Origin of the sequence: Blastomonas sp. CCH1-A6 (assembly GCF_001556365.1) — a bacterium.
Lineage (GTDB): Bacteria > Pseudomonadota > Alphaproteobacteria > Sphingomonadales > Sphingomonadaceae > Blastomonas > Blastomonas ursincola.
Map to the genome: position 1 here is coordinate 1 of NZ_LSIS01000184.1, position 19,972 is coordinate 19,972.

The 19,972-nt window shown below is 64.2% G+C and carries 21 protein-coding genes and 2 pseudogenes; 13 read left to right on the forward strand and 10 right to left on the reverse strand.

The features are described 5' to 3' along the window. A pseudogene (locus AX735_RS07915) lies at positions 1-314 on the reverse strand (hypothetical protein); the annotation flags it as partial. Between the two features lie 440 nt (positions 315-754). Between AX735_RS07915 and dksA the strand changes: the two are divergent. Next, positions 755-1,219, forward strand: coding sequence for an RNA polymerase-binding protein DksA (gene dksA, locus AX735_RS07920; protein ID WP_171007712.1), 465 nt, complete (start codon positions 755-757; stop codon positions 1,217-1,219). A gap of 128 nt (positions 1,220-1,347) precedes the next feature. Beyond that, positions 1,348-1,725, forward strand: coding sequence for a PilZ domain-containing protein (locus tag AX735_RS07925; protein ID WP_231750060.1), 378 nt, complete (start codon positions 1,348-1,350; stop codon positions 1,723-1,725). Between the two features lie 18 nt (positions 1,726-1,743). Here AX735_RS07925 and AX735_RS07930 read toward each other — a convergent pair whose 3' ends face one another. Then, positions 1,744-2,937, reverse strand: coding sequence for a CoA transferase (locus tag AX735_RS07930; protein WP_082751001.1), 1,194 nt, complete (start codon positions 2,935-2,937; stop codon positions 1,744-1,746). 274 nt (positions 2,938-3,211) lie between these two features. Between AX735_RS07930 and AX735_RS07935 the strand changes: the two genes are divergently transcribed. Beyond that, on the forward strand, positions 3,212-3,349 hold the full coding sequence (locus AX735_RS07935; protein WP_156447446.1) for a hypothetical protein: 138 nt from the start codon (positions 3,212-3,214) through the stop codon (positions 3,347-3,349). A 25-nt stretch (positions 3,350-3,374) separates the two neighbouring features. Here AX735_RS07935 and AX735_RS07940 read toward each other — a convergent pair whose 3' ends face one another. The 4 genes from AX735_RS07940 to prfB all read right to left on the reverse strand — a co-directional run bounded on the left by AX735_RS07940 (position 3,375) and on the right by prfB (position 7,989). Further along, entirely contained in the window at positions 3,375-4,535 is a 1,161-nt protein-coding gene (locus tag AX735_RS07940; RefSeq protein WP_066278307.1) for an acyl-CoA dehydrogenase family protein, read from the reverse strand. A gap of 103 nt (positions 4,536-4,638) precedes the next feature. After that, a complete protein-coding gene (locus AX735_RS07945; protein WP_066278308.1) occupies positions 4,639-6,042 on the reverse strand; it encodes an NAD(P)H-dependent flavin oxidoreductase in 1,404 nt (467 codons plus the stop codon). 92 nt (positions 6,043-6,134) lie between these two features. Next, positions 6,135-6,872: a class I SAM-dependent methyltransferase gene (locus AX735_RS07950; protein ID WP_066278310.1), complete on the reverse strand. Its 738-nt coding sequence runs from the start codon at positions 6,870-6,872 to the stop codon at positions 6,135-6,137. Beyond that, a complete protein-coding gene (gene prfB, locus AX735_RS07955) occupies positions 6,862-7,989 on the reverse strand; it encodes a peptide chain release factor 2 (RefSeq protein ID WP_060977156.1) in 1,128 nt (375 codons plus the stop codon). The genes AX735_RS07950 and prfB overlap by 11 nt, the downstream gene beginning before the upstream one ends. Positions 7,990-8,099: 110 nt before the next feature. Between prfB and aat the strand changes: the two genes are divergently transcribed. Continuing rightward, entirely contained in the window at positions 8,100-8,930 is an 831-nt protein-coding gene (gene aat / locus AX735_RS26290) for a leucyl/phenylalanyl-tRNA--protein transferase (RefSeq protein WP_066278317.1), read from the forward strand. A gap of 35 nt (positions 8,931-8,965) precedes the next feature. Here aat and AX735_RS26765 read toward each other — a convergent pair. The 4 genes and pseudogenes from AX735_RS26765 to AX735_RS07980 all read right to left on the reverse strand — a co-directional run. Beyond that, positions 8,966-9,331, reverse strand: a pseudogene (locus AX735_RS26765) (DUF2155 domain-containing protein); the annotation flags it as partial. A gap of 68 nt (positions 9,332-9,399) precedes the next feature. Next, entirely contained in the window at positions 9,400-9,795 is a 396-nt protein-coding gene (locus AX735_RS07970) for an NADH:ubiquinone oxidoreductase subunit NDUFA12 (RefSeq protein ID WP_023836434.1), read from the reverse strand. A gap of 183 nt (positions 9,796-9,978) precedes the next feature. Next, positions 9,979-10,884, reverse strand: coding sequence for an RNA polymerase sigma factor RpoH (rpoH, locus tag AX735_RS07975; RefSeq protein WP_060977160.1), 906 nt, complete (start codon positions 10,882-10,884; stop codon positions 9,979-9,981). Between the two features lie 76 nt (positions 10,885-10,960). Beyond that, positions 10,961-11,935: an RluA family pseudouridine synthase gene (locus AX735_RS07980; RefSeq protein ID WP_066278323.1), complete on the reverse strand. Its 975-nt coding sequence runs from the start codon at positions 11,933-11,935 to the stop codon at positions 10,961-10,963. Positions 11,936-11,951: 16 nt separating this feature from the next. On the opposite strand from AX735_RS07980, the gene AX735_RS07985 reads away from it, so the two are divergent. The 9 genes from AX735_RS07985 to AX735_RS08025 form a co-directional block, all read left to right on the forward strand. Beyond that, positions 11,952-12,362, forward strand: a complete 411-nt coding sequence (locus AX735_RS07985) for a M67 family metallopeptidase (RefSeq protein ID WP_066278324.1) — start codon at positions 11,952-11,954, stop codon at positions 12,360-12,362. 144 nt (positions 12,363-12,506) lie between these two features. After that, positions 12,507-13,157: a histidine phosphotransferase family protein gene (locus tag AX735_RS07990; RefSeq protein ID WP_082751002.1), complete on the forward strand. Its 651-nt coding sequence runs from the start codon at positions 12,507-12,509 to the stop codon at positions 13,155-13,157. An 81-nt stretch (positions 13,158-13,238) separates the two neighbouring features. Continuing rightward, complete coding sequence (locus tag AX735_RS07995) at positions 13,239-15,617, forward strand: chemotaxis protein CheA (protein ID WP_066278327.1); 2,379 nt, start codon at positions 13,239-13,241, stop codon at positions 15,615-15,617. Continuing rightward, positions 15,614-16,048 carry a chemotaxis protein CheW gene (locus AX735_RS08000; protein ID WP_066278332.1) on the forward strand — a complete coding sequence of 145 codons (435 nt, stop codon included), beginning with the start codon at positions 15,614-15,616 and terminating at the stop codon, positions 16,046-16,048. Before AX735_RS07995 ends, AX735_RS08000 begins: the two co-directional genes overlap by 4 nt. 110 nt (positions 16,049-16,158) lie before the next feature. Then, on the forward strand, positions 16,159-16,524 hold the full coding sequence (locus AX735_RS08005) for a response regulator (RefSeq protein WP_060977165.1): 366 nt from the start codon (positions 16,159-16,161) through the stop codon (positions 16,522-16,524). A 23-nt stretch (positions 16,525-16,547) separates the two neighbouring features. Beyond that, positions 16,548-17,645, forward strand: coding sequence for a chemotaxis protein CheB (locus tag AX735_RS08010; protein ID WP_137775314.1), 1,098 nt, complete (start codon positions 16,548-16,550; stop codon positions 17,643-17,645). Beyond that, the gene (locus AX735_RS08015) at positions 17,642-18,511 is read left to right on the forward strand and encodes a CheR family methyltransferase (protein ID WP_066278339.1); all 870 of its coding nucleotides are present in this window, start codon (positions 17,642-17,644) and stop codon (positions 18,509-18,511) included. The genes AX735_RS08010 and AX735_RS08015 overlap by 4 nt, the downstream gene beginning before the upstream one ends. 59 nt (positions 18,512-18,570) lie before the next feature. Continuing rightward, on the forward strand, positions 18,571-19,515 hold the full coding sequence (locus tag AX735_RS08020) for a DMT family transporter (protein ID WP_066278374.1): 945 nt from the start codon (positions 18,571-18,573) through the stop codon (positions 19,513-19,515). A gap of 47 nt (positions 19,516-19,562) precedes the next feature. Next, the coding region (locus AX735_RS08025; RefSeq protein WP_231750061.1) for an N-acetylmuramoyl-L-alanine amidase at positions 19,563-19,972 on the forward strand (410 nt) is incomplete at its 3' end.

A 19,972-nucleotide genomic window follows, 5' to 3' on the forward strand; every position in this document is an offset into this window, starting at 1 on the left:
CCCGAGAAGCCGCCCGAATCCTGTTGCGGATAGGCCGGCAGCGGCAGCGGGATGGGCGCCTGCTGCGTCGTCACGGTCACGACCTGCGGCGTGGCCTGGACCGGGGTGCGGGCAACCATGCGGCGCGCGCGCTTGACCTTGCGGACCGGTGCCTTGGCAATCTGGCGACCGCGAATCGGCTTGGTCGTCTTCGTCTGGCGATACTGCTTGACCTGGGCAGGCGGGGTGTCGGCGACATGGACAGCGCCACCACCGATGATCGCTCCGCCGCAAGTGCAGGCACACAGTTTTGCCAAGGCCATCCGTACAGACATTGTGTTTTCTCTCTCAGACCTGGGGCCATTCCGGGGCCCGTGGAGCAAGAACCAGGGCCGGGGTCAGCGTCCCGATATGCAATGCAAGCCAGAACAAAGCGTTAATCTCAATGGTGTTAACCTTGATTTGACAAGCTGCGCGACAAAAATCTGCGGCATTGCCGGGCACAGTGGGCCTGCTGTCCCGATTTGAAACCGAAAAACCGGACAAAATTAACCGATGCTATCTACCACGGCGCCTGGCAGGGCCGGATTTGGGATTGACGGTACGGCCTGCACCGATGTGTCCGAAAAAGCGTCGATTAGTCCCTGATTCTAAGGTTTTTGCCGCTTGTATGGCCCCAAGCCGGTGGCTATAGGCCGCTGCAACCAAAGGCCGACGGGACGTGCCTGATCTGGGCGCGGAGCGGCGGTGCTGCAAACACCACCGGGAGCATTCAATGGCGTCCATCTCCACGGCTATCGATGACATCGATGTGCTGGCCAAGGCGCGCAGGAACATCGCGGGCGATTATTTTCCATCGCCCGACGAGGAATACATGTCCCCGCGCCAGCTGGAATATTTCCGTACGCTCTTGCAGGAATGGAAGCGGTCCATCCTGGCCGCGTCCAAGGACACGCTGCAGCAGCTGCAGGACGGCCCGATGCGCGAGCCCGATCTTAACGATCGCGCGTCGAGCGAGACCGACTGGGGCATCGAACTGCGCACCCGCGACCGGCAGCGCAAGCTCATCGCCAAGATCGATTCCGCGCTGCGCCGGATCGACGAGGGCGAATATGGCTATTGCGAGGTCACAGGCGAGCCGATCGGTCTGGGCCGGCTGGTCGCCCGCCCCATCGCGACGATGACGGTCGAGGCGCAGGAAGCGCATGAACGCCGTGAGAAAATCTCTCGCGACGACTGACGTCCGGCCCGCCCTGGCAGCCACCGGTTAACCAATTGGCGACACTCTTGGCGCTATAAGAGAGGCGCGCATCGCTTCCCTCCATATTGGGGGGAACTGCCTCTCTTGCCACGCTGGAAGCCAGACCGATGAATATGCCTGTCAGCCCGAAATCTCTCGATGTTCAGGAGAGCCGTGCGAGAGACAGCCTGTTCCTGCTCGCCGAACTCACGCTGGAAGACAGCGGCGAGCGCCACAAGGTCAAGGTGCGCAATCTTTCCAGCGGCGGCATGATGGTCGAATCGGAGCTCGAGGTGACCCAGGGCCAGCGCATCGTCGTCGAACTGCGCAATATCGGCCATGTTCGCGGGCAGATTGCCTGGGTGCGCAGCGAGAAATTCGGCGTCGCCTTCGATCGGCAGATCAATCCCAAACTCGCCCGCAAGCCGGTGGGCACCACGCAGGAAACGCCGCGCTTCCTGCGGGTGCTCGATGCCTATAGCCCGTCCTATCCGCGTCAGCGCTGACGCCGGGGGCCCCTCTCCTTACCCATCATTTGCCGCGCTCGGCAGCTCGCAATTCTGCGCGCCGATGCTCTGCGGAGCCAGCCGCTGATTGGCCGGGCTGCCGGTGAACGCGATCGGATGGCGAAGCGTGCGATAGGGCCCGATATGCGGCGCTGCCATGTCCATGAAGAAGCCGGTGGCCTTGAGATGCGGATCGTCGGGCACCTTCTCGATCGGGTTGAACCGCATTGCCGGAATGTCTTCCTTTTCGAGCAGTTCGACCCATTCGTCGGTGGTCTTGGTCGCGGCGACCTCCTCGATGATCGCATAGAGGTCGCCTGTATGCTTGGTGCGCTCCTCATAGGTTGAAAAGCGCGGATCTTCGAACACGCCCGGTCGCCCCCCGATCTCGAAGAACCGTGCCCATTGCCGGTCGACATAGGGGACGATGGCGATGAAGCCGTCCTTGGTCGGATAGGGCCTGCGCCGCGGGTTGATCGACCGGGTATAGCCGAACTTGCCATCGCCGGGGAAAGTCTGGCCGTACAGGTTCTCCACCATGTTGAAGAAGGTGAAGCATTCGAACATCGGGACCGACACGAACTGCCCCTCGCCCGTACGCTGACGGTGCACCACCGCAGCGAGCGTCGCGATCGTGGCGAACAGCCCCACCGTCTTGTCCGCGACCAGCGACGGGGTGTAGCTCGGCGGACCGTCCGACCGCTTGGCATAGAGATCGGCCCAGCCCGATGCCGCCTGGACCAGATCGTCATAGGCCTGGCGCTTGCCATAGGGGCCATCGGCGCCATAGCCGCAGCAATGGATGTAGATGATGTTCGGGTTGATCGCCTTGACCGATTCATAATCGAGCCCGAGCCGCGCCATCCCCGCCATGCGGACATTGTGGAAGAACACATCCGCCTCGCGCAGCAGCGTTTCGAGCTGTGCCTTGCCCAGTTCTTCGCGCCCATCGATCGTCACCGATTTCTTGTTGCGGTTGAGCGCCATGAAGATCGGCCCCAGATCGCCGGTCGGCGACGATCCGGCATAGCGCATCATGTCGCCGGCATGGGTGCCGCCCTTGTTCTCGACCTTGATGACGTTCGCGCCCATATCGGCCAGCATCATCGTCGCCAGCGGACCCATGACCACGCTCGACATGTCCAGCACGCGCACCCCTGCAAGCGGCCCGGTCGCCGCAACATCGCCTATCGTCCAGATTGCTTCAGCCACTTGGGCATTCCTCCTTGCTGATTACTGTCATATCGCCTGTCACTTTAGGGGCACATAGGTCGTAAAATCGTTCAAAATCGGGACCAAATCCTCGGAAATGCGCCATTTCGGTCCGACTTGCCCGTTGCGAATAACACCATTGTGGAGCTAATGTCCGCCGCGCCGGAAGGGGTGTTTCGGTTTCGCACGACGAGTCGCATCCGTTCCCGTTGGGGGCTTTATGATACTGGGACTTTTTGAGAGCGCTGAACAGCGCAGCAAGGACGCGCGCGACTTGGACAATATGTTCAAGCGCTATGGCGATGAAATCCTGAACGTGCTGCAGGCACGCGCTGACGATACCAAGCTGCGCGACCGTGACCGCAAGCACTGGGCGCGCCTGCTGCGCAAGGCCAAGTCGCGTTTCGGCTGAGGCCGGCAGGCCAGGGCTCATCGCATCATCGCCTTTGGTCGAAGCGACGACCCACCATCGCGCTGGCGATATTGACCTTCTGGATATCGATAGCACCTCCGGCAATGCCCCAGCCCCAAGCGTCGCGCATGCGGCGTTCCATGGGATATTGGGTGGAATAGCCATAGCCGCCCATCAGCTGGACGGCATTGCCGGTGACCGAGCGCGCGATCTGGTTGGCAAAGCACTTGGCCGATGAGCTGTCGAGGATCGAGGGCAGACCCTGGTCCGAATTGGCCGCCGCGCGCCAGATCAGCAACCTGGCCGCCTCGACCTCGATCTGCATTTCAGCCAGCTTCATCTGCACCGCCTGGAAATCGACCAGCGGCTTGCCGAACTGCTGCCGCTCCTGGACATAGCCAAGCACGTCCTCCAGCGCGCCCGAGGCTTGGCCCAGCGCCATGGTGGCATTGCCGCAACGCTCGAGGTCGAACGCCTCCATCAGCTTGGCAAAACCGCCTGCCGGGACGACGATATTCCCTTCGGGCACGACGCAATCGTCGAACATCAGATCGGCCGAGGGCACGCCGCGAAAGCCCATCAGCGTCTCGGGTTGGCCGAAGCTGAGGCCGGGCGTGCCCTTTTCCACCAGCACCGCGCCGATGCCCTTGGCGCCCGGCGCGTCGGAAAGGCGGGTATAGACCAGATAGGCGTCCGAATGCCCACCGCCCGAGCACCAGCGCTTGGTGCCGTTGATGGTCACCTTGCCATCGGCGATCACGCCGCGCGTGGTGAGGTCGGTGAGCGCGGTGCCCGCCGCCGGTTCGGACATCGATACTGCGACGATCATCTCGCCCGCGCAGACCTGCGGCACGATCCGCTGCTTCAGCGCATCGGGAGCGAAATGCTGGATCGCCCGAACGGGTCCGACACAGGCTTCGAATACGGGAAACGCGACGGCGGAACTGACCTTGGCCAGCTCTTCCAGCACGATCAGTGCGTCCAGATTGGTGAGCCCCAGACCACCCAGCGCTTCGGGCGTGTTGATGCCCAGCAGGCCCATTTCGGCATAGCGGCGCACCATGTCGCGCGGGACCGGGCGGTTGTCGCGCTCCAGCTCGGCGGCCAGCGGCACCAGCTCGGCCTGCGCGAACCGCCGCACCGTCTCGCGCAGCGCGACCTGCTCGTCCGAAAGGCTGAAATCCATCTCCACACCCCGTGTTAATCGTCCGGTTAACAACGGGATGCGGGAGAAAAGAGCCCGCGTCAATGCCCAGTTCTGTCAGGCAGCGATGCGGGGCTGGTCGCGGTCAGTCGCCGGTCAGGATGCGATCGACCAACTGCTTCACCGTTGGCACGAAGCCGTTCGAATAGAACGGATCGGTGCCGAAATTATAAGCGGCATGCCCTGCGAACATCAGGTTCTTGTCCGGGTCGTCGCCGTGCGCGATGTTCTGCAACGCCTTCTGGATGCAGAAGCTGCGCGGATCGGCGAGATAACCGGTCGAGTTGTTGTCATGGTCCTTCCACGACGAGAACGCGCAATGCGACAGACAGCCCATGCAATCGGTCTGGTCCTTGCGGATTTCGGCGCGTTCCTCGGGGGTCACGAAGATCAGCGTGTTGTCCGGCGTCTTGAGCGCGGTGGTAAAGCCTTGTGCATCCCAGCGGCGCGCGCGATCAAGATCAGCAGGCGCCACCCAGAAATTCTTGCCCTTCACTCCACAATCGAGCTGTGCGGTATGTTCGCCCGCCATTTCGGTGGAGAACGGAATCTGCCGTTCCGAGCGTGCCTCGAGCGACTTGAGGAATGGGTTGCGCACCGCGCTCGAGTAAAAGCCGGTGGGGCTGAAGCGCTGGAGCAGCACATCGCCTTCCTGGATCTTGGTCAGCTCGTCCTTCCACTTCTGCGGGATCGGGCTTTCCTGCGTCAGCAGCGGACGGGTGCCGTACTGGAACGCGATCTGGCCGAGCTCGGGATTGTCGATCCAGTGCTCCCAGTCGCGCAGATACCAGACGCCGCCCGCCATGATGATGGGGACATCGTCCGAAATGCCTTCGGCGCGCATGGTGTCGCGCAGCGCCTTGACGCGCGGATAGGGATCCTGCGGCTGGCGCGGATCTTCGGCATTGGAAAGGCCGTTATGCCCACCCGCAAGCCAGGGGTCCTCATAGACCACCGCAGCCATCAGCTCGCTGACCTTGTGATAGGCGCGCTTCCACAGCGCACGGAAGGCCCGGGCCGAGCTGATGATCGGCAGGTAGTTGACGTTATACTGCGCAGCGATCTCTGACAGCTTGTAGGGCATGCCCGCACCGCAGGTGACGCCCGCGACCATGCCGCGCGTGCGCTCGAGGATGCCGTGCAGGATCTGCTGCGCCCCGCCCATTTCCCACAGCACGTTGATGTTGATCGCGCCCTGGCCGCCAGCGATCTCAAATGCACGCTTGACCTGCGCGACACCGCCCTCGATGCCGTAGCGGATCAGCTCCTGGTGCCGTTCGGCGCGGGTGCGGCCGTGATAAATTTGCGGGATGACATCGCCGTTTTCGTCATAGCTGTCGGCATTGACCGCCGACACCGTACCAATGCCGCCCGCTGCGGCCCAGGCGCCCGAACTGGCGTGATTGGTGGCGGAAACCCCCTTGCCGCCCTCGATCAACGGCCAGACCTCGCGTCCGCCATAGATGATCGGCTTCAAACCCTTGAACACGTATCCGCTCCCACTTTGCCCCATGCCGGTATAGGCATGCTGCGCACAAAAAGACCAATGAAAAACCGATGAATGCCGCTGTCGGTTGCCTCTCAGGACCCGGGCTGATCGCAACCCCTGATCCTGCCCGGCTGCAGTGCCGGGCCAACCGCTTCGAACCGCGCGAAATAACCTGCGATGTCGGGCTTTTCGATGAACTCGACCAACTTGTAGCCCACCGCCTCGAACTCACAGAACAAGAGCTTGGGCGGAATGCCGTGCCGGTTGGTCGGTCGGTCGACATCGACCACGATCACCTGCCCGCCCTTTTTCAGCGCAGGCCGCAACCGCCAGATGAACGCATAGGGTTCGGTCACCTCGTGGTACATATGGACCATGAAGATGCGGTCGAAGCTCTTCTCGGGCAGGCGCGGATCGTCGATATCGCCGGGCTTGATCGAGACATTGTCGAGCCGCTCGCGCTCGACGCGCATGCCCAGCCGCTTGAGCGCCGCATCGTCGATATCCTGCGCCAGCACGCGGCCTTCTGCTCCCACGCGCTCGGCGAGGCGCACGGTATAATAGCCGTTGCCCGCGCCGATATCGGCCACAGTCATGCCCGGCGTGATCCCGGCCAGGTCCATGACCTTGGTTGCCTCGTTGCGGTCGTCGCGGGCTTCCTCGTTCGAGAATTCGTTGCTGACCACGCCCGCCACCGGGCGATCGGCGCGCGGGAAGGTACGCGCGGTCTCGGGTCGGTCGCTTTCGTCGCTGGCGGCCGGCTGACAGGCGGCGAGCACCGCCGTTGCCAGCAGCAACCACGCAAACCGACCCGGACGGTCAGTCGACATCTTCGACATCGACCTTCTCGCCGGTGACCTTCTGCGACAGCGCGGCCGCCATGAACGGATCGATCGCACCATCGAGCACGTCGCCCGGTGAAGTGGAGGTGACGCCGGTGCGCAGGTCCTTGACCAGCTGATAGGGCTGCAGGACGTAGGAACGGATCTGGTGTCCCCAGCCGATCTCGGTCTTGGCGGCATATTCGCCCGAAGCCTCGGCCTCGCGCTTCTGCATCTCCGCCTCGTACATCCGCGCCTTGAGCATGTTCATCGCGGTGGCGCGGTTCTTGTGCTGCGACCGGTCGTTTTGGCTGGCGACGATGATGCCCGAGGGAATGTGCGTGATGCGCACCGCGGAGTCGGTGGTGTTGACGTGCTGACCGCCCGCACCCGAGGCGCGATAGGTATCAATCTTGAGATCGCTCTCCTTGATGTCGATCTCGAAGCTGTCGTCGATCACCGGATAGACCCAGACGCTCGAGAAGCTGGTATGCCGCCGCGCCGAGCTGTCATAGGGCGAGATGCGCACCAGCCGGTGCACGCCGCTTTCGGTCTTGGCCCAGCCATAGGCATTCTCGCCCTTGATGAGCAGCGTCGCGGACTTGATGCCCGCCTGTTCGCCCGCGTGATAATCGACCAGCTCGACCTTGTAGCCGCGCCGCTCGGCCCAGCGCGAATACATGCGCTGCAACATCTCGGCCCAGTCCTGGCTCTCGGTGCCGCCGGCGCCGGCGTGAACTTCGAGATAGGTGTCGTAGCTGTCCGCCTCGCCCGCGAGCAGCGCCTGAACCTTGTCGCGCTCGGCGCGCTCGGAAAGCGCCTTCAGCGTCGCCAGCCCCTCGGCCACGGTCTCGTCATCGCCCTCGGCCTCGCCCAGTTCGACGAATTCGATCGCATCGGCCATTTCCTGGCTGATCTCGTTGACCGTGCCGATCGCCTGTTCCAGCCGCCGCCGCTCGCGCATCACCTCTTCTGCCGATTTGGGATCGTTCCACAGCGTCGGGTCCTCGACGCGCGCGTTGAGCTCGTCGAGGCGACGCAACGCGCGGTCCCAGTCCAGGAACTTGCGGACCAGCGCCAACGCGGCGTTGATGCTATCGATATGGGCCTGCCCTTCGGCACGCATGGGGGTCACTCCTGATTAAATCGTGCCGCGCTCTAGCCTATCGCCCGGCAATCGCAAAGCCCTGCGGATATGGTGATTGAACTTGGCCAGCGATAGCCTAGATTCGCAGGATGCACGGCACCCCCGGCCCGGTCACCATCGATCTCAACATGCTGATGCGGGCCTATGCCATCGGCATCTTCCCCATGGCCGATGCGCGCGACGATGTCGATGTCTTCTGGGTCGAACCGGAAATGCGGGCGATCCTGCCGCTCGACGGCTTCCGCTTTTCCACCTCGCTGCGCAAGGCGGTGCGGCAGGACAGGTTCACGGTCACCTGCAACCGCGCCTTTGCCAGGGTCATCGCGATGTGCGCCGAGTCAGCCCAGGGCCGCGAGCAGACCTGGATCAATCGCACCATCGAGGCGAGTTTCATCGCGCTGCACAATCAGGGACGCGCGCACAGCGTGGAATGCTGGCGCGATGGTGAGCTGGTCGGCGGGCTCTACGGGGTGGAGATCGGCCGCGCGTTCTGCGGCGAGAGCATGTTCAGCCGCGCGACCGATGCCAGCAAGGTCGCCCTCGCCTGGCTGGTCGCGGCGATGCGCAAGGGCGGGCTGACGCTGCTCGACTGTCAGTTCATCACTCCGCATCTCGCCTCGATGGGCGCGATCGAGCTGCCCCAGGGCGAGTATCTCAAGCTGCTGAACGAGGCGATCTGCGATTCGCCCTATGCGCCGCCGCGGGTGCAGCGGCCGCATCCGGTGATGCCGGGGCTTTATTCGGTATCAGTCGAGGGGGTCGCCGGGCCTGGCGCCGAATCGGGGCTGGTCGCGGGGTTTTCAGCACTGGCCGGAGCCGATGCGGTTGGCGCAGCCGACGAACCGCCCTTACCGGCTTCCTCGACCGGCGCATCTTCACCCGGATATTCCATCGCGCACTTCTTGACCCAGACGTCGTAGATCGGGTGCTCGACGACGTTGAGCGAGGGCGATTCCTTGAACACCCAGCCAGAGAACACGCGCTTCCACACCGGATCGGACGAGCGGGTTTCGCGCTCCTGCACCAACAGCTGCACGAACGCGCCGGTTTCGGGCACCTGTTCCCAGGGCGCGGTGCGCTCGCAGGCCGAGAGGCGGACGATCGCATTGCCGACACGGCGCGATTCGCCCGGCTTCATTTCCAGATCGCGGGTTTCGCCGTTGCGCTTGTTGAGGAGCGCGATGGTCGCGACGCGCTGCGCCATGGGCGTAGCCTCGCCTGCCGCAGCCGCCTGGACCGGCGGCGGGGTGGAGGGGCGAAGCGCAACCTTCTTGGGGGCGGACTGCTGTCCGGACCTGAACAGCTGGTCGCCGAACTGCATCCAGCCATAGACGCCTGCCCCTGCGAGCGCGGCGACGACGATGAGAATGGCGAGGATTCGCCCGCGCGTCACGCCTCAGGCGTCCACGCTTCATAATCGCCGGTGGCAGCGGCGCGAACGCCGCCACGTTCCAGCGCGCCGGCAGGGCGATAAGCGGAAGGCGTGCCGGTCAGGTTGGGAACATAGTCCTTTTCCCAGATCCGCGGCGGCGGCAGATGGCTTTCGGGGATCGCATCATAGCTGTGATGCAGCCAGCCGTGCCATTCAGACGGAACGCGGCTCGCGTCGTTGGCGCCCTTGTACAGCACCCAGCGGCGCTCCTTCTGGCCCTTTTTGGGCTTGGAGCGGAAATAGGTGTTGCCCTGATGGTCTTCGCCGACCTTCTCGCCGTTCAGCGCGCTGAACAGATGCGTTCCGACGGTCGCCCCGTCCCACCAGGTGAAGATTTTTGCCAATAGTCCCATGAGCGCCCGCTTAATGCCAAGCGACCGAAAGGGGAAGATGCTTTTGCACCGAAAAGGCCCGGCAACACGCCTTTACAGCTGCGGATAAAGGTGAAGCGGGACGGCAGCGCCATCCCGCTTCTATCCGTAGGTGCGACCCGTCGGGATAAGGTGACCAGGGCATTGCGGCCCCGGCAATCAGGTTCAGCCAGCCAGCGCCATCTGCTTGTCGGAAACAAGCCGGTGCATCGCCTTTTGCAGCTTCTCGAAGGCGCGCACCTCGATCTGGCGCACGCGCTCGCGGCTAACATTATAGACCTGGCTCAGCTCTTCCAGCGTCTTGGGGTCATCGACCAGACGCCGCTCGTTGAGAATGTGCCGCTCGCGCTCATTGAGCGATTCCATCGCTTCGCCGAGCAGCTTGTGGCGAATTTCGGCCTCCTGCGCATCGGCGACCGCAACATCCTGCAACGGTGCATCGTCGGTCAGCCAATCCATCCACTGGCCGTCACCATCCTCGCGCACCGAAACGTTGAGCGAAGCATCGCCGCCCATCGCCATGCGGCGGTTCATGTTGACGACTTCGGTCTCCGACACGCCCAGCTTGGTCGCGATCGCCTTGACATCGTCGGGATGCAGATCGCCATCCTCGAACGCGCGCAGGTTGTTCTTCATCCGGCGAAGGTTGAAGAACAGCTTTTTCTGCGCGGCGGTGGTGCCCATCTTCACGAGGCTCCAGCTGCGCAGGATATATTCCTGGATCGACGCCTTGATCCACCACATCGCATAGGTGGCCAGGCGGAAGCCGCGATCGGGCTCGAATTTCTTCACGCCCTGCATCAGACCGATATTGCCTTCGGAAATCAGCTCGCTCACCGGCAGGCCATAGCCGCGATAGCCCATCGCGATCTTCGCCACGAGGCGCAGATGCGAGGTAACCAGCTGGGCAGCGGCCTCGGGATCCTGATGTTCCTGATAGCGCTTGGCCAGCATATATTCCTGCTCGGGCTTGAGCAGGGGATATTTGCGGATTTCGGTGAGGTAACGGTTCAGGCTGGCCTCTCCGCCAAGGGCGGGGATGGTGGCCGGGACACTACGGGTCTCGCTCATTTTTTCCCTTTCTGCCAATCCGTTATGCGGGCCTCAATGGAGCGCCCGTCATGGGGATCGCATTTCGACTTGCAACCTAAACACGCAATCTATCCAAAAGTTCCGCCATGTCGGCCGGAATCGGACTAAAAAAGTCGCATTCAGATCCAGTCACCGGATGTATAAAGCCCAGCCGCTGGGCATGCAATGCCTGACGCCGGAAATCCGCCGCCCTGAGCAGATCGCGTAACGGCTTTGGTGGCCGGGAATAAAGCGGATCGCCGAGCAGCGCATGGCCGATGCTGGCCATGTGCACGCGCACCTGGTGTGTCCGCCCGGTCTCCAGCCGGCACTCGATCCGGGTCGCGTCCCTGAGCCGCTCCTCGGTGCTATAGTGGGTGACGGCATGCTTGCCCTTCCCCTCACCCACCAGCGCCATCTTCTTGCGGTCATGGTCGCTGCGGCCGATATTGCCGCGCACCGTACCATTGGCCGGATTGGGCCGCCCCTGCACGACCGCGACATAGCGCCGGTTGATCGAATGTTCGGCAAATTGTGCGGCAAGACCCAGATGCGCGGAATCGGTCTTGGCGACGACGAGCAGCCCTGAGGTATCCTTGTCGATCCGATGGACGATGCCGGGCCGCGCCACACCACCGATGCCCGAAAGCTGGCCCCGGCAGTGGTGCAGCAGCGCATTGACCAGTGTCCCATCGGCATGCCCCGCTGCCGGGTGCACCACCAGCCCCGCAGGCTTGTCGACCACCAGCAGATGCTCGTCCTCGAACACGATGTCGAGCGCGATGGCCTGCGCCTCGGCGTCGAGCGGCTGGGCCTGCGGCAGCGCGATCGCATAGGCCATGCCCGTGGCCAGCTTGACAGATGGCCGGTTGGCGATCCTGCCGCCCAGCGTCACCGCGCCTTCCAGGATCAGCGACTTGATCCGCTCGCGCGACAGGTCGGGTTCGGCCTGAGCGAGCCCCGCATCGATGCGCAGACCTGCCGCGCTTTCGGGAATCGTGCCGGTCCTGACCTCGCCTGCCGAACTGGTACTGGATTGCCGGTCATTCATCGCTATCCTCTGGCCGATGCCGGTCCTGCTTTCAAGCGCGCTCCACCACCAGCTGCTGGCCGAGGCCGCCGCGGCATTCCCGTACGAGTGCTGCGGACTGCTGTTCGGTTCGCCCGATCGGATCGACGCGGCGCAGCCTTGCGCCAATGTCGCTGATGATCCAGCGCGCACCTTCGAAATCGATCCCGCAGCGCTGATCGCGGCCGAGCGGGTAGCACGCAGCGGCGGGAAACGCCTTATGGGATATTATCATTCGCATCCCAATGGCCGCGCCGAGCCATCGCCGCGCGACGCCATCGATGCCGCGCGCGACGACCGACTGTGGCTGATCGTTGCCGGCGACAGGATCACCGCCTGGCGAGCCTCAGCGCATGGGGCGCTGCACGGCGCGTTTGATCCCGTCGAAATCCTGCTGCCCGCCTCATGACCGGCTCGGTTGGACGTCCGCGTTACACGATGCTGCATTAAGGCTTGAACCCATGCGGCATTTTCGCCACATCGACCGCAAGCGGAATTGCCCCGTTATTTGCCCTTTTCTTTCCGATTATCGCCACAAGGCCAGCATCCCACCATGCCCAGCACCGCAGACATGAACGAAACCGAACTCGCCAGCCTGTTGTGCTCGCGACTGTGCCATGACCTGCTCAGCCCGATCGGCGCGATGAACAATGGCCTGGAACTGCTCGCCGACGAGACCGACCCGGAGATGCGCGCCCGATGCATCGAGTTGCTGAGCGACAGCGCACGCGCCTCTGCCAACAAGCTCAAGTTCTTCCGCCTCGCCTTTGGCGCAGCGGGAGGTTTTGGCGACAAGGTCGATGTCAGCGAGCCGCGCCAGCTGATCGAGGGCCTGGTCGCCGACAAGCCGCGTGTCGAGATGCAATGGCACGTGCCCAGCGCCATGCTCGCCAAGCCCGCGGTCAAGGTGCTCCTCAACCTCGCGCTGATCGGGCTCGATGGTCTGGTGCGCGGCGGGCAACTGATCATCGCGGCGGAAGAACAGGACGGCACGTGCGAAATCGCGGTCAACGCAACCGGCCCCAAGGTGGTGATCGATGAATCGCTGGCGGCAGCCCTGCAGGGCGATATCCGCGGCGCAGTGCTGAGCCCGCGCACCGCACCCGCGTTCATGATCGAGCGGATTGCCCGGTCGCATGGTGGCACCATCCAGCTTGCCGCTGCGCCGGAATCGCTGGTCATCGGCGCGATGCTGCGCGTCTGAGCCTTGAGCCCGGGTCGCACCGCAACCTGATCTTAACCATATTCGGCGCAAACCGTCCGCCAGCGCTTGCGGACGGTGACGATGGACGACCTGATTCAGGAATTTATTGCTGAGACCCGCGAAACGCTGGACGCGCTTGCCAGCGAGCTGGTGCTGTGGGAGCAGAACCCGCGCGACAGCGAGCGGCTCGATGCGATCTTCCGCTTCGTCCACACCGTCAAAGGCAGCTGCGGCTTTCTCAACCTTCCCCGTTTCGAGCGGCTGAGTCACGCGGCAGAGGACGTGCTGGCACAGGTGCGCGATGGCCGGCGCGATGCCTCGGCGCAACTGGTCGACGCGGTGCTCGCGGTGATCGACCGGATCGGCGAGCTGATCGTTGTCATGGAAACCGGCGAGGCGCTGCCCGACAGCACCGATGCCGACCTGATCGCTGCGCTCAACCGCGACATCGCTCCGCCCATGCCCGATCCGGACGTCGAGGACGTCGCCTTGCCATCGGAAACGGACCAGGCGCGCAGGCAGGCGGTTGTTCGGTCGATCCGCGTTCCGCTGGAGCTGATCGATCATCTGATGAACGGCGTGTCGGACATGGTGCTGGCGCGCAACGAAGTCGCCCGCTGCCTGCGCGACGAGCAGAACGGCACCACGCTGGAAAACGCTTTCGAGCGGCTCTCCGCCTGCATCGCCGACATGCGCGACGCCATCGGCCAGACGCGGATGCAGCGGATCGAGCGCATCTTTTCTCCGCTGCCCCGGCTGGTGCGCGATCTGTGCGCAGACCTCGGCAAGCAGGTCGATCTGCGCACATCTGGCAGCAATGTGGAGCTCGATCGCGAGATGATCGAGATGATCCGCGACCCGCTCACCCATATCATCCGCAACGCGATCGACCATGGCATCGAAACGCCCGCCGCGCGGCGGATTGTCGGCAAGCCCGAAACCGGGCGGCTGAGCATTGCCGCGCGCCAGTCGGGCAACCAGATCCTGATCGAGATCAGCGATGACGGCCGCGGAATCGATACCGAAAAGCTCGTCGCCCGCGCGCTGGCTGCGCGCATCCGCAATCCGTCCGAAGTCACGGGCCTTAGCGAACGCGCCCGGCTCGAACTGATCTTCGCGCCTGGGCTTTCCACCGCCGACCATGTCAGCGCCATTTCCGGGCGCGGCGTAGGCATGGACGTCGTCCGATCCAATATCGAGCGGATCGGCGGCTCGATCGATCTGGAAAACCAGCCTGGCCGGGGTCTTCGCGTGATCCTGCGCGTCCCGCTGACGCTCACGATCATTCCGTGTCTGACGGTGCGGGCCGGTGGGCAGGAATTCGCGATGCCGCGATCGGCGATCCGCGAGATCCTGTTCGACAGCAACAGCCAGGTGCGCATCCAGCAGGTCGGTGGCTGCGACCTTGCCTATCTTCGCGGCGAATGCCTGCCCTATGTTGCGCTGGAAACGCTGCTGGGACTGGATGTCGATCCGGAGCCGCAGGCGCGGCACCGCACGATCATTTCGGTCAACGCCGCATCGGACCTGCGCTATGCGCTGTCGGTCGAGGCGGTGATCGATCACGAGGAACTTGTGGTCCGTCCCGGCGCGCCCGTCATCATGGCCGATGGCCTCTACGCGGGCACCACCCTGCCCGACAATGGGCGGCCGATGCTGCTGCTCGACCCGCTGGGTCTGGCGCATCGCGCCCGCCTGAACGAAATGCCCAAGCCCGCGCAGGCCCTTGAGGAAGAGGAAGGCGCATCACCGAAGATCGACGGCGGTTCGGCCTTGCTGTTCAAGGAACTAAGCGGCGAGTTGCGGTTGATCGCGCTGGCCGCGGTCGAGCGGGTCGAGGATGTCGACAGCACCCGGCTCGCCATGGCGGCAGGCCAGATGCGGCTGAGCATCGATGGCGAAAGCCGTGCCGTGATCGGCCTTTCGGCACGTCCCGAGGCCCCCTTCACCAAGTTGCTGCACCTCACCGATGGCCGCGTTCATGCGCTTTATGCCGTCGATGATGTCATCGATATCGTGCGGCTGCCCTCGCATGTCGAACCGGCGCCGCAGCCGGGCCTGATCGGCGGGGTCGCGCTGATCGGCGATCTGCAGCTCGAGGTGCTCGACGTGCACTGGATCTTCAGCATGCTGCCGGGCGCGGCCCCCGCCACCGACCGGCCCGTCTGCCGCCTGATCGGCGAGGACGATGCCTGGACGCGCAGCATTCTGGCACCGCTTGTGGCCGCGGCCGGCTATAACCCGGTCGTGGCGCGGCCCGGCGATGCGATCGACGGCGATGCCGCGATCAGCATCATCGTCGGCGACCTTCCCGTCGCCCCGTCCGCCGTCGGCGGTCAGGTCATCCGCCTGAGCGATACTCTGGCCTCCGCCAGCGCCGATGCGGACACCATCTACCGCTATGACCGCGCCGGCCTGCTGGGCCGCCTGATCGCGGGCCAGCAGAGGCAAAGCGCATGAAGGACCTCTTTCTCATCGCCATCATCGCGGGCGAGACGGTCGCATTCCCGTCCGAGCGGATCGACAGCGTCGTCAAGGTGCGCGAGTCGGTCCCGGTGCCGTCGGCCGCGCCGTTCATCTCGGGCCTGTTCGCGCTGCGCAGCCGGGTGCTGACGCTCATCGACTGCCAGTATTTCGTCACCGGCGAACCTGCCGAACTGATCCCCGGTCAACCCGCCATCGTGGTCAATATCGGCGGGTGCAGCTATGGCCTGCTGGTCGATGACGTGCTCGACGTCGTGCCGATCCGCACGGCGCCGCTGCCGCTTCCCAGCCAGCTGCCCGCAGGCTGGAGCGAAATCGGGCGCTCGCTGCTCGAGCATGAGAGCGAAACCCTGTTGCTCATCGATCCCGATTACATGGTCAATCCCGCCATGCGCCGCGCCGCCTGACCCGAAGCGGTGCATCCAAAATTCGAAAGCCTTTTCGCGCCGTTAAGCTGCTGCTTACCAATGGGCCATACATTCATCCGCAGCGCATGTGCCGCAGGGAGGCCGCTTTGATGAAAACGTGTCTGGTCGTCGATGACAGCAAGGTGATCCGCAAGGTTGCGCGGCACATTCTGGAAACGCTGGATTTTGCCGTGTCCGAAGCCGCCGATGGCAGCGAGGCGCTCGACCATTGCGGCAGATCGATGCCCGATGTCGTCCTGCTCGACTGGAACATGCCGGTCATGGGCGGCATGGAATTTCTCTGCGCGCTGCGCAAGGAAGAGGGCGGACAGCATCCCAAGGTCGTGTTCTGCACCACCGAGAACGGCCGGGGCCATATCCAGGCGGCCATCGAGGCGGGTGCCGACGAATATGTGATGAAGCCGTTCGATCGAGAGACGCTCCACAGCAAGCTGCAAATCGTCGGCTGCGCCTGAACCGCAGCGGAAGGAAAGCGGCCATGCCGGGGGCGGGACAGCAGGCGACAGCCCGAGCGGGATTTCACCGGGCGATGCCGCACGGTGCGCAAAGCCGCGTGCTGATCGTCGACGACAGCCTGGTCACCCGGTCGATCATCCAGCGCATCGTCGAATCGCTGTCGGGCTTCGAAGTGGCAGCGAGCGTGCCGTCGGCCGAAGCAGCGCTCGACTTTCTGACGCAGCACGGCGTCGACATCATCATCCTCGATATCGAGATGCCGAACCGTGACGGGCTCGACGCGCTGCCCGATCTGCTGCAGCGCAGTCAGCAGGCCTGTATCCTGGTGCTTTCGTCGCATTGCGGCGATGGCGCGCCGGCCAGCATTCGCGCGCTTGCGCTGGGTGCCAGCGACACCTTGTCCAAGCCCGACCGGCAATTCTACTCGCGCGAGTTCGTGGCCGCGCTGCACCAGCGCCTGCAACTGCTCGCCGATGGTCGCCGCTCCCGGCATGATCCGGTGCCGGTCGTGCTCGCCCGCCCCGCGCTCACTTTGTGTCCGCTGCAGTGTATCGCGATCGGTTCGTCCACCGGCGGCATTCCGGCCATCCACCAGCTGCTCACCGCGCTCGACCCGCGCGTCGATGCGCCGATCCTGATCACCCAGCACCTGCCGACCGATTTCATGCCGCATTTCGTGCGGCATATCGACGAACTGAAGCTGCGCCCGGTCAGCATGGCGGTTCAGGGCGCAAGGCTGCAGCGCGGCCATATCTACTGCGCGCCCGGAGATGCGCATCTGGGTCTGGAGAGAGCCGACGGCCAGGTGCGGATCAATCTGCTGCCCGACTGGCCCGCCAGCGCCTACAAGCCATCGGTCGATCCGATGATGCAGGCGGTGGCACGCTGGTTCGGCGCGAGCGGCGCCGGGGTGATGCTGAGCGGCATGGGATCGGACGGACTGGCAGGCGCACGTGCGCTCGCCGAACAGGGGGCTCCCGTTTACGTGCAGGATATAGAAACGAGTACCGTCTGGGGCATGCCCGGCAGCGTCGCGCGCGCAGGCCTGGCCAGCGTGATCCTGCCGCCCGCCGGGATAGCCGGGTTCATTGCCGATTGCTGGCTGGAGAGCGCAACATGATTCATGCCCAGCCCGCAGCCGATGCTACGCGCATCCTTGCCGGACTTCTGGAGACGCGGACCGGCCAGCAGATTGCGCCCAGCCGCTACTGGCGGATCCAGACCGCGCTCGCGCCGCTGCTCAAGCACCATGCTATTCCCGATCTCGACGCGCTCGTCGCGGTGCTCTCCGATCCCGAGAACGAGCGGCTGCTGCAGGAATCGCTCGAACTGATGCTCAACAACGAGAGCTTCTTCTTCCGCGACATCGCGCTGTTCGCGACACTGCGCAGCGAAGCCCTTCCCCAGCTGCGCGAGCGTCGCGCCGCGCGCAAGTCGCTGCGCATCTGGTGCGCGGGCTGTTCGACGGGACAGGAAGCCTATTCGGTCGCGATGCTGATCGATACCGACCGCGAGCTCTGGGATGGCTGGAACATCGAGATCGTCGGCACCGACATTTCCGCCTCGGTGATCGCCAAGGCAAGATCGGGCCGCTATACCCAGTTCGAAATCCAGCGCGGCCTATCGGTCGATTACATGCTGCGCTATTTCACCCAGGACGGCGAAGATTGGGTGATCGATCCGCGGCTGCAGCAGATGGTGCGCTTTCAGGAGGACAACATCCTCAAGCCTCGCACCGAAAAGGGCCGGTTCGACATCATCCTGTGCCGCAATGTGCTGATGTATTTTGCCCCCGAAACGCGCTCGATCGCCTATGCCAAGCTCGAACAGACGCTCGAGGACGACGGCCTGCTTATGCTGGGCGCGGCTGAAACGGTAATGGACCAGACCGCGCTGTTTTCCAGCGCGCGCGAGATGCGCGGGCTGCATTGCAAGGCGGTGCCGGGCCGCACCGGCCTGTCGGCGCTGCCCCCGCCGCTCGCCTGATCGTTCGCAAGCGCAGCAAAATGCTGTTCTAGCCGGGCATTTGCCCTATGCCTGCGCGCATGCAGCCCGATTCGCACCTCCAGGACCTGCCCGAACGCGGCTTTGGCCGGCTCGACTGGGCCGTGGCGGTGATGATGATGCTGCTCTGGGGCTTCAACATCATCGCGATGAAATCGGCGGTGGACAGCGCAGGCGCCTTGCCCGGCGCGTTCCTGCGCCAGGCGATCGTCGCCCTGGTCTGCCTGCCGTTCCTGCGCATCGTGCCAGGGCGGATGAAGCTTATCGCGACGCTCGGCGTGCTCAGCGGCGGGCTGTTCTATGTCGCGGTCGGCCTGTCGCTCAAGGTCAGCAACAATGTCAGCGCGCTGGCGATTGCGGGTCAGCTCGGCGTGCCCTTCTCGCTGATTCTCGCGGTCATCTTCCTCAAGGAAAAGATCGGCATTCCGCGCCTGATCGGCATCGTGCTGGCGCTGTTCGGGGTGATGCTGCTGGTGTTCGATCCGGCGGCGGGCAAGGAACTGCCCGCGATCGCGATCTCCGCTGTCGGCAGCCTCATCTGGGCCACCGCGACGCTGATCCAGCGCAATCTGGGCGGTATCGGGGTGCTCAACATCAGCGGCTGGCTCGGGCTGATCGGCTCGCTCGTCATCCTGCCCTTTGCGCTGCTGCTCGAGCCCAATGGCATGGCCAAGCTGCCGCACCTCACCGCAGAAACCTATGCCTGGACCGCCTATGCCGCGATCGGGTCGAGCATCGGCGGTCATGGCGCAATGGTCTGGCTGCTGCAGCGGCACAGCGTCTCGACCGTGAGCCCGCTCACCATTCCCACCCCGGTCATTTCGGTCGCCTTTGCCACCTGGTGGTTCGGAACGCCGCTGACCTGGCTGATGATCGCGGGCGGATTGATCGCGCTCGTGGGCGTCTCTATCGTGGCCGTCCGCAATGCCCAGAAGGCACGCGAGCTCGCCAAGGCGCGGCTGATGAAGGAAGGGACCAGATCTTGATCGACACCCCGTCGCCGAATTTCGACGAGCGCAAGCTGCCGATCACCATGCTGGTGCTGCACTATACCGGGATGCAGGATGCGCCCTCGGCGATCGAATGGCTCGCCAATCCCGCGTCCAAGGTCTCCGCCCATTATGTCGTGACCGAGGATGGCCAGATCATCCGCATGGTCGACGAGGCCAACCGCGCCTGGCATGCGGGCCGTTCGCACTGGCGGGGCATCACCGATGTGAACAGCGCCAGCATCGGCATCGAGATCGTCAATCCCGGCCATGAATTCGGCTATCGGCCCTTTCCCGAAGAGCAGATGTCGGCGCTGATCCCGCTGGTCGCGGACATTGTTGACCGGTACAATATCCCGCGCGCCAATGTCGTCGGGCACAGCGACATCGCGCCTGCGCGCAAGCAGGACCCGGGCGAGCTGTTCGACTGGCAGCGGCTCGCGCGGGTCCTGCT

What these genes read in the sequence shown, in the direction of transcription:
- dksA (WP_171007712.1), top strand. Translation starts at nt 755, where the DNA reads ATGGCGTCCATCTCCACGGCTATCGATGACATCGATGTGCTGGCCAAG.
- AX735_RS07925 (WP_231750060.1), top strand. Translation starts at nt 1,348, where the DNA reads ATGAATATGCCTGTCAGCCCGAAATCTCTCGATGTTCAGGAGAGCCGT.
- AX735_RS07940 (WP_066278307.1), bottom strand. Translation starts at nt 4,535, where the DNA reads ATGGATTTCAGCCTTTCGGACGAGCAGGTCGCGCTGCGCGAGACGGTG.
- AX735_RS07950 (WP_066278310.1), bottom strand. Translation starts at nt 6,872, where the DNA reads ATGTCGACTGACCGTCCGGGTCGGTTTGCGTGGTTGCTGCTGGCAACG.
- prfB (WP_060977156.1), bottom strand. Translation starts at nt 7,989, where the DNA reads ATGCGTGCCGAAGGGCAGGCCCATATCGATAGCATCAACGCCGCGTTG.
- aat (WP_066278317.1), top strand. Translation starts at nt 8,100, where the DNA reads ATGCACGGCACCCCCGGCCCGGTCACCATCGATCTCAACATGCTGATG.
- AX735_RS07970 (WP_023836434.1), bottom strand. Translation starts at nt 9,795, where the DNA reads ATGGGACTATTGGCAAAAATCTTCACCTGGTGGGACGGGGCGACCGTC.
- rpoH (WP_060977160.1), bottom strand. Translation starts at nt 10,884, where the DNA reads ATGAGCGAGACCCGTAGTGTCCCGGCCACCATCCCCGCCCTTGGCGGA.
- AX735_RS07980 (WP_066278323.1), bottom strand. Translation starts at nt 11,935, where the DNA reads ATGAATGACCGGCAATCCAGTACCAGTTCGGCAGGCGAGGTCAGGACC.
- AX735_RS07985 (WP_066278324.1), top strand. Translation starts at nt 11,952, where the DNA reads ATGCCGGTCCTGCTTTCAAGCGCGCTCCACCACCAGCTGCTGGCCGAG.
- AX735_RS07990 (WP_082751002.1), top strand. Translation starts at nt 12,507, where the DNA reads ATGCCCAGCACCGCAGACATGAACGAAACCGAACTCGCCAGCCTGTTG.
- AX735_RS07995 (WP_066278327.1), top strand. Translation starts at nt 13,239, where the DNA reads ATGGACGACCTGATTCAGGAATTTATTGCTGAGACCCGCGAAACGCTG.
- AX735_RS08000 (WP_066278332.1), top strand. Translation starts at nt 15,614, where the DNA reads ATGAAGGACCTCTTTCTCATCGCCATCATCGCGGGCGAGACGGTCGCA.
- AX735_RS08005 (WP_060977165.1), top strand. Translation starts at nt 16,159, where the DNA reads ATGAAAACGTGTCTGGTCGTCGATGACAGCAAGGTGATCCGCAAGGTT.
- AX735_RS08010 (WP_137775314.1), top strand. Translation starts at nt 16,548, where the DNA reads ATGCCGGGGGCGGGACAGCAGGCGACAGCCCGAGCGGGATTTCACCGG.
- AX735_RS08015 (WP_066278339.1), top strand. Translation starts at nt 17,642, where the DNA reads ATGATTCATGCCCAGCCCGCAGCCGATGCTACGCGCATCCTTGCCGGA.
- AX735_RS08020 (WP_066278374.1), top strand. Translation starts at nt 18,571, where the DNA reads ATGCAGCCCGATTCGCACCTCCAGGACCTGCCCGAACGCGGCTTTGGC.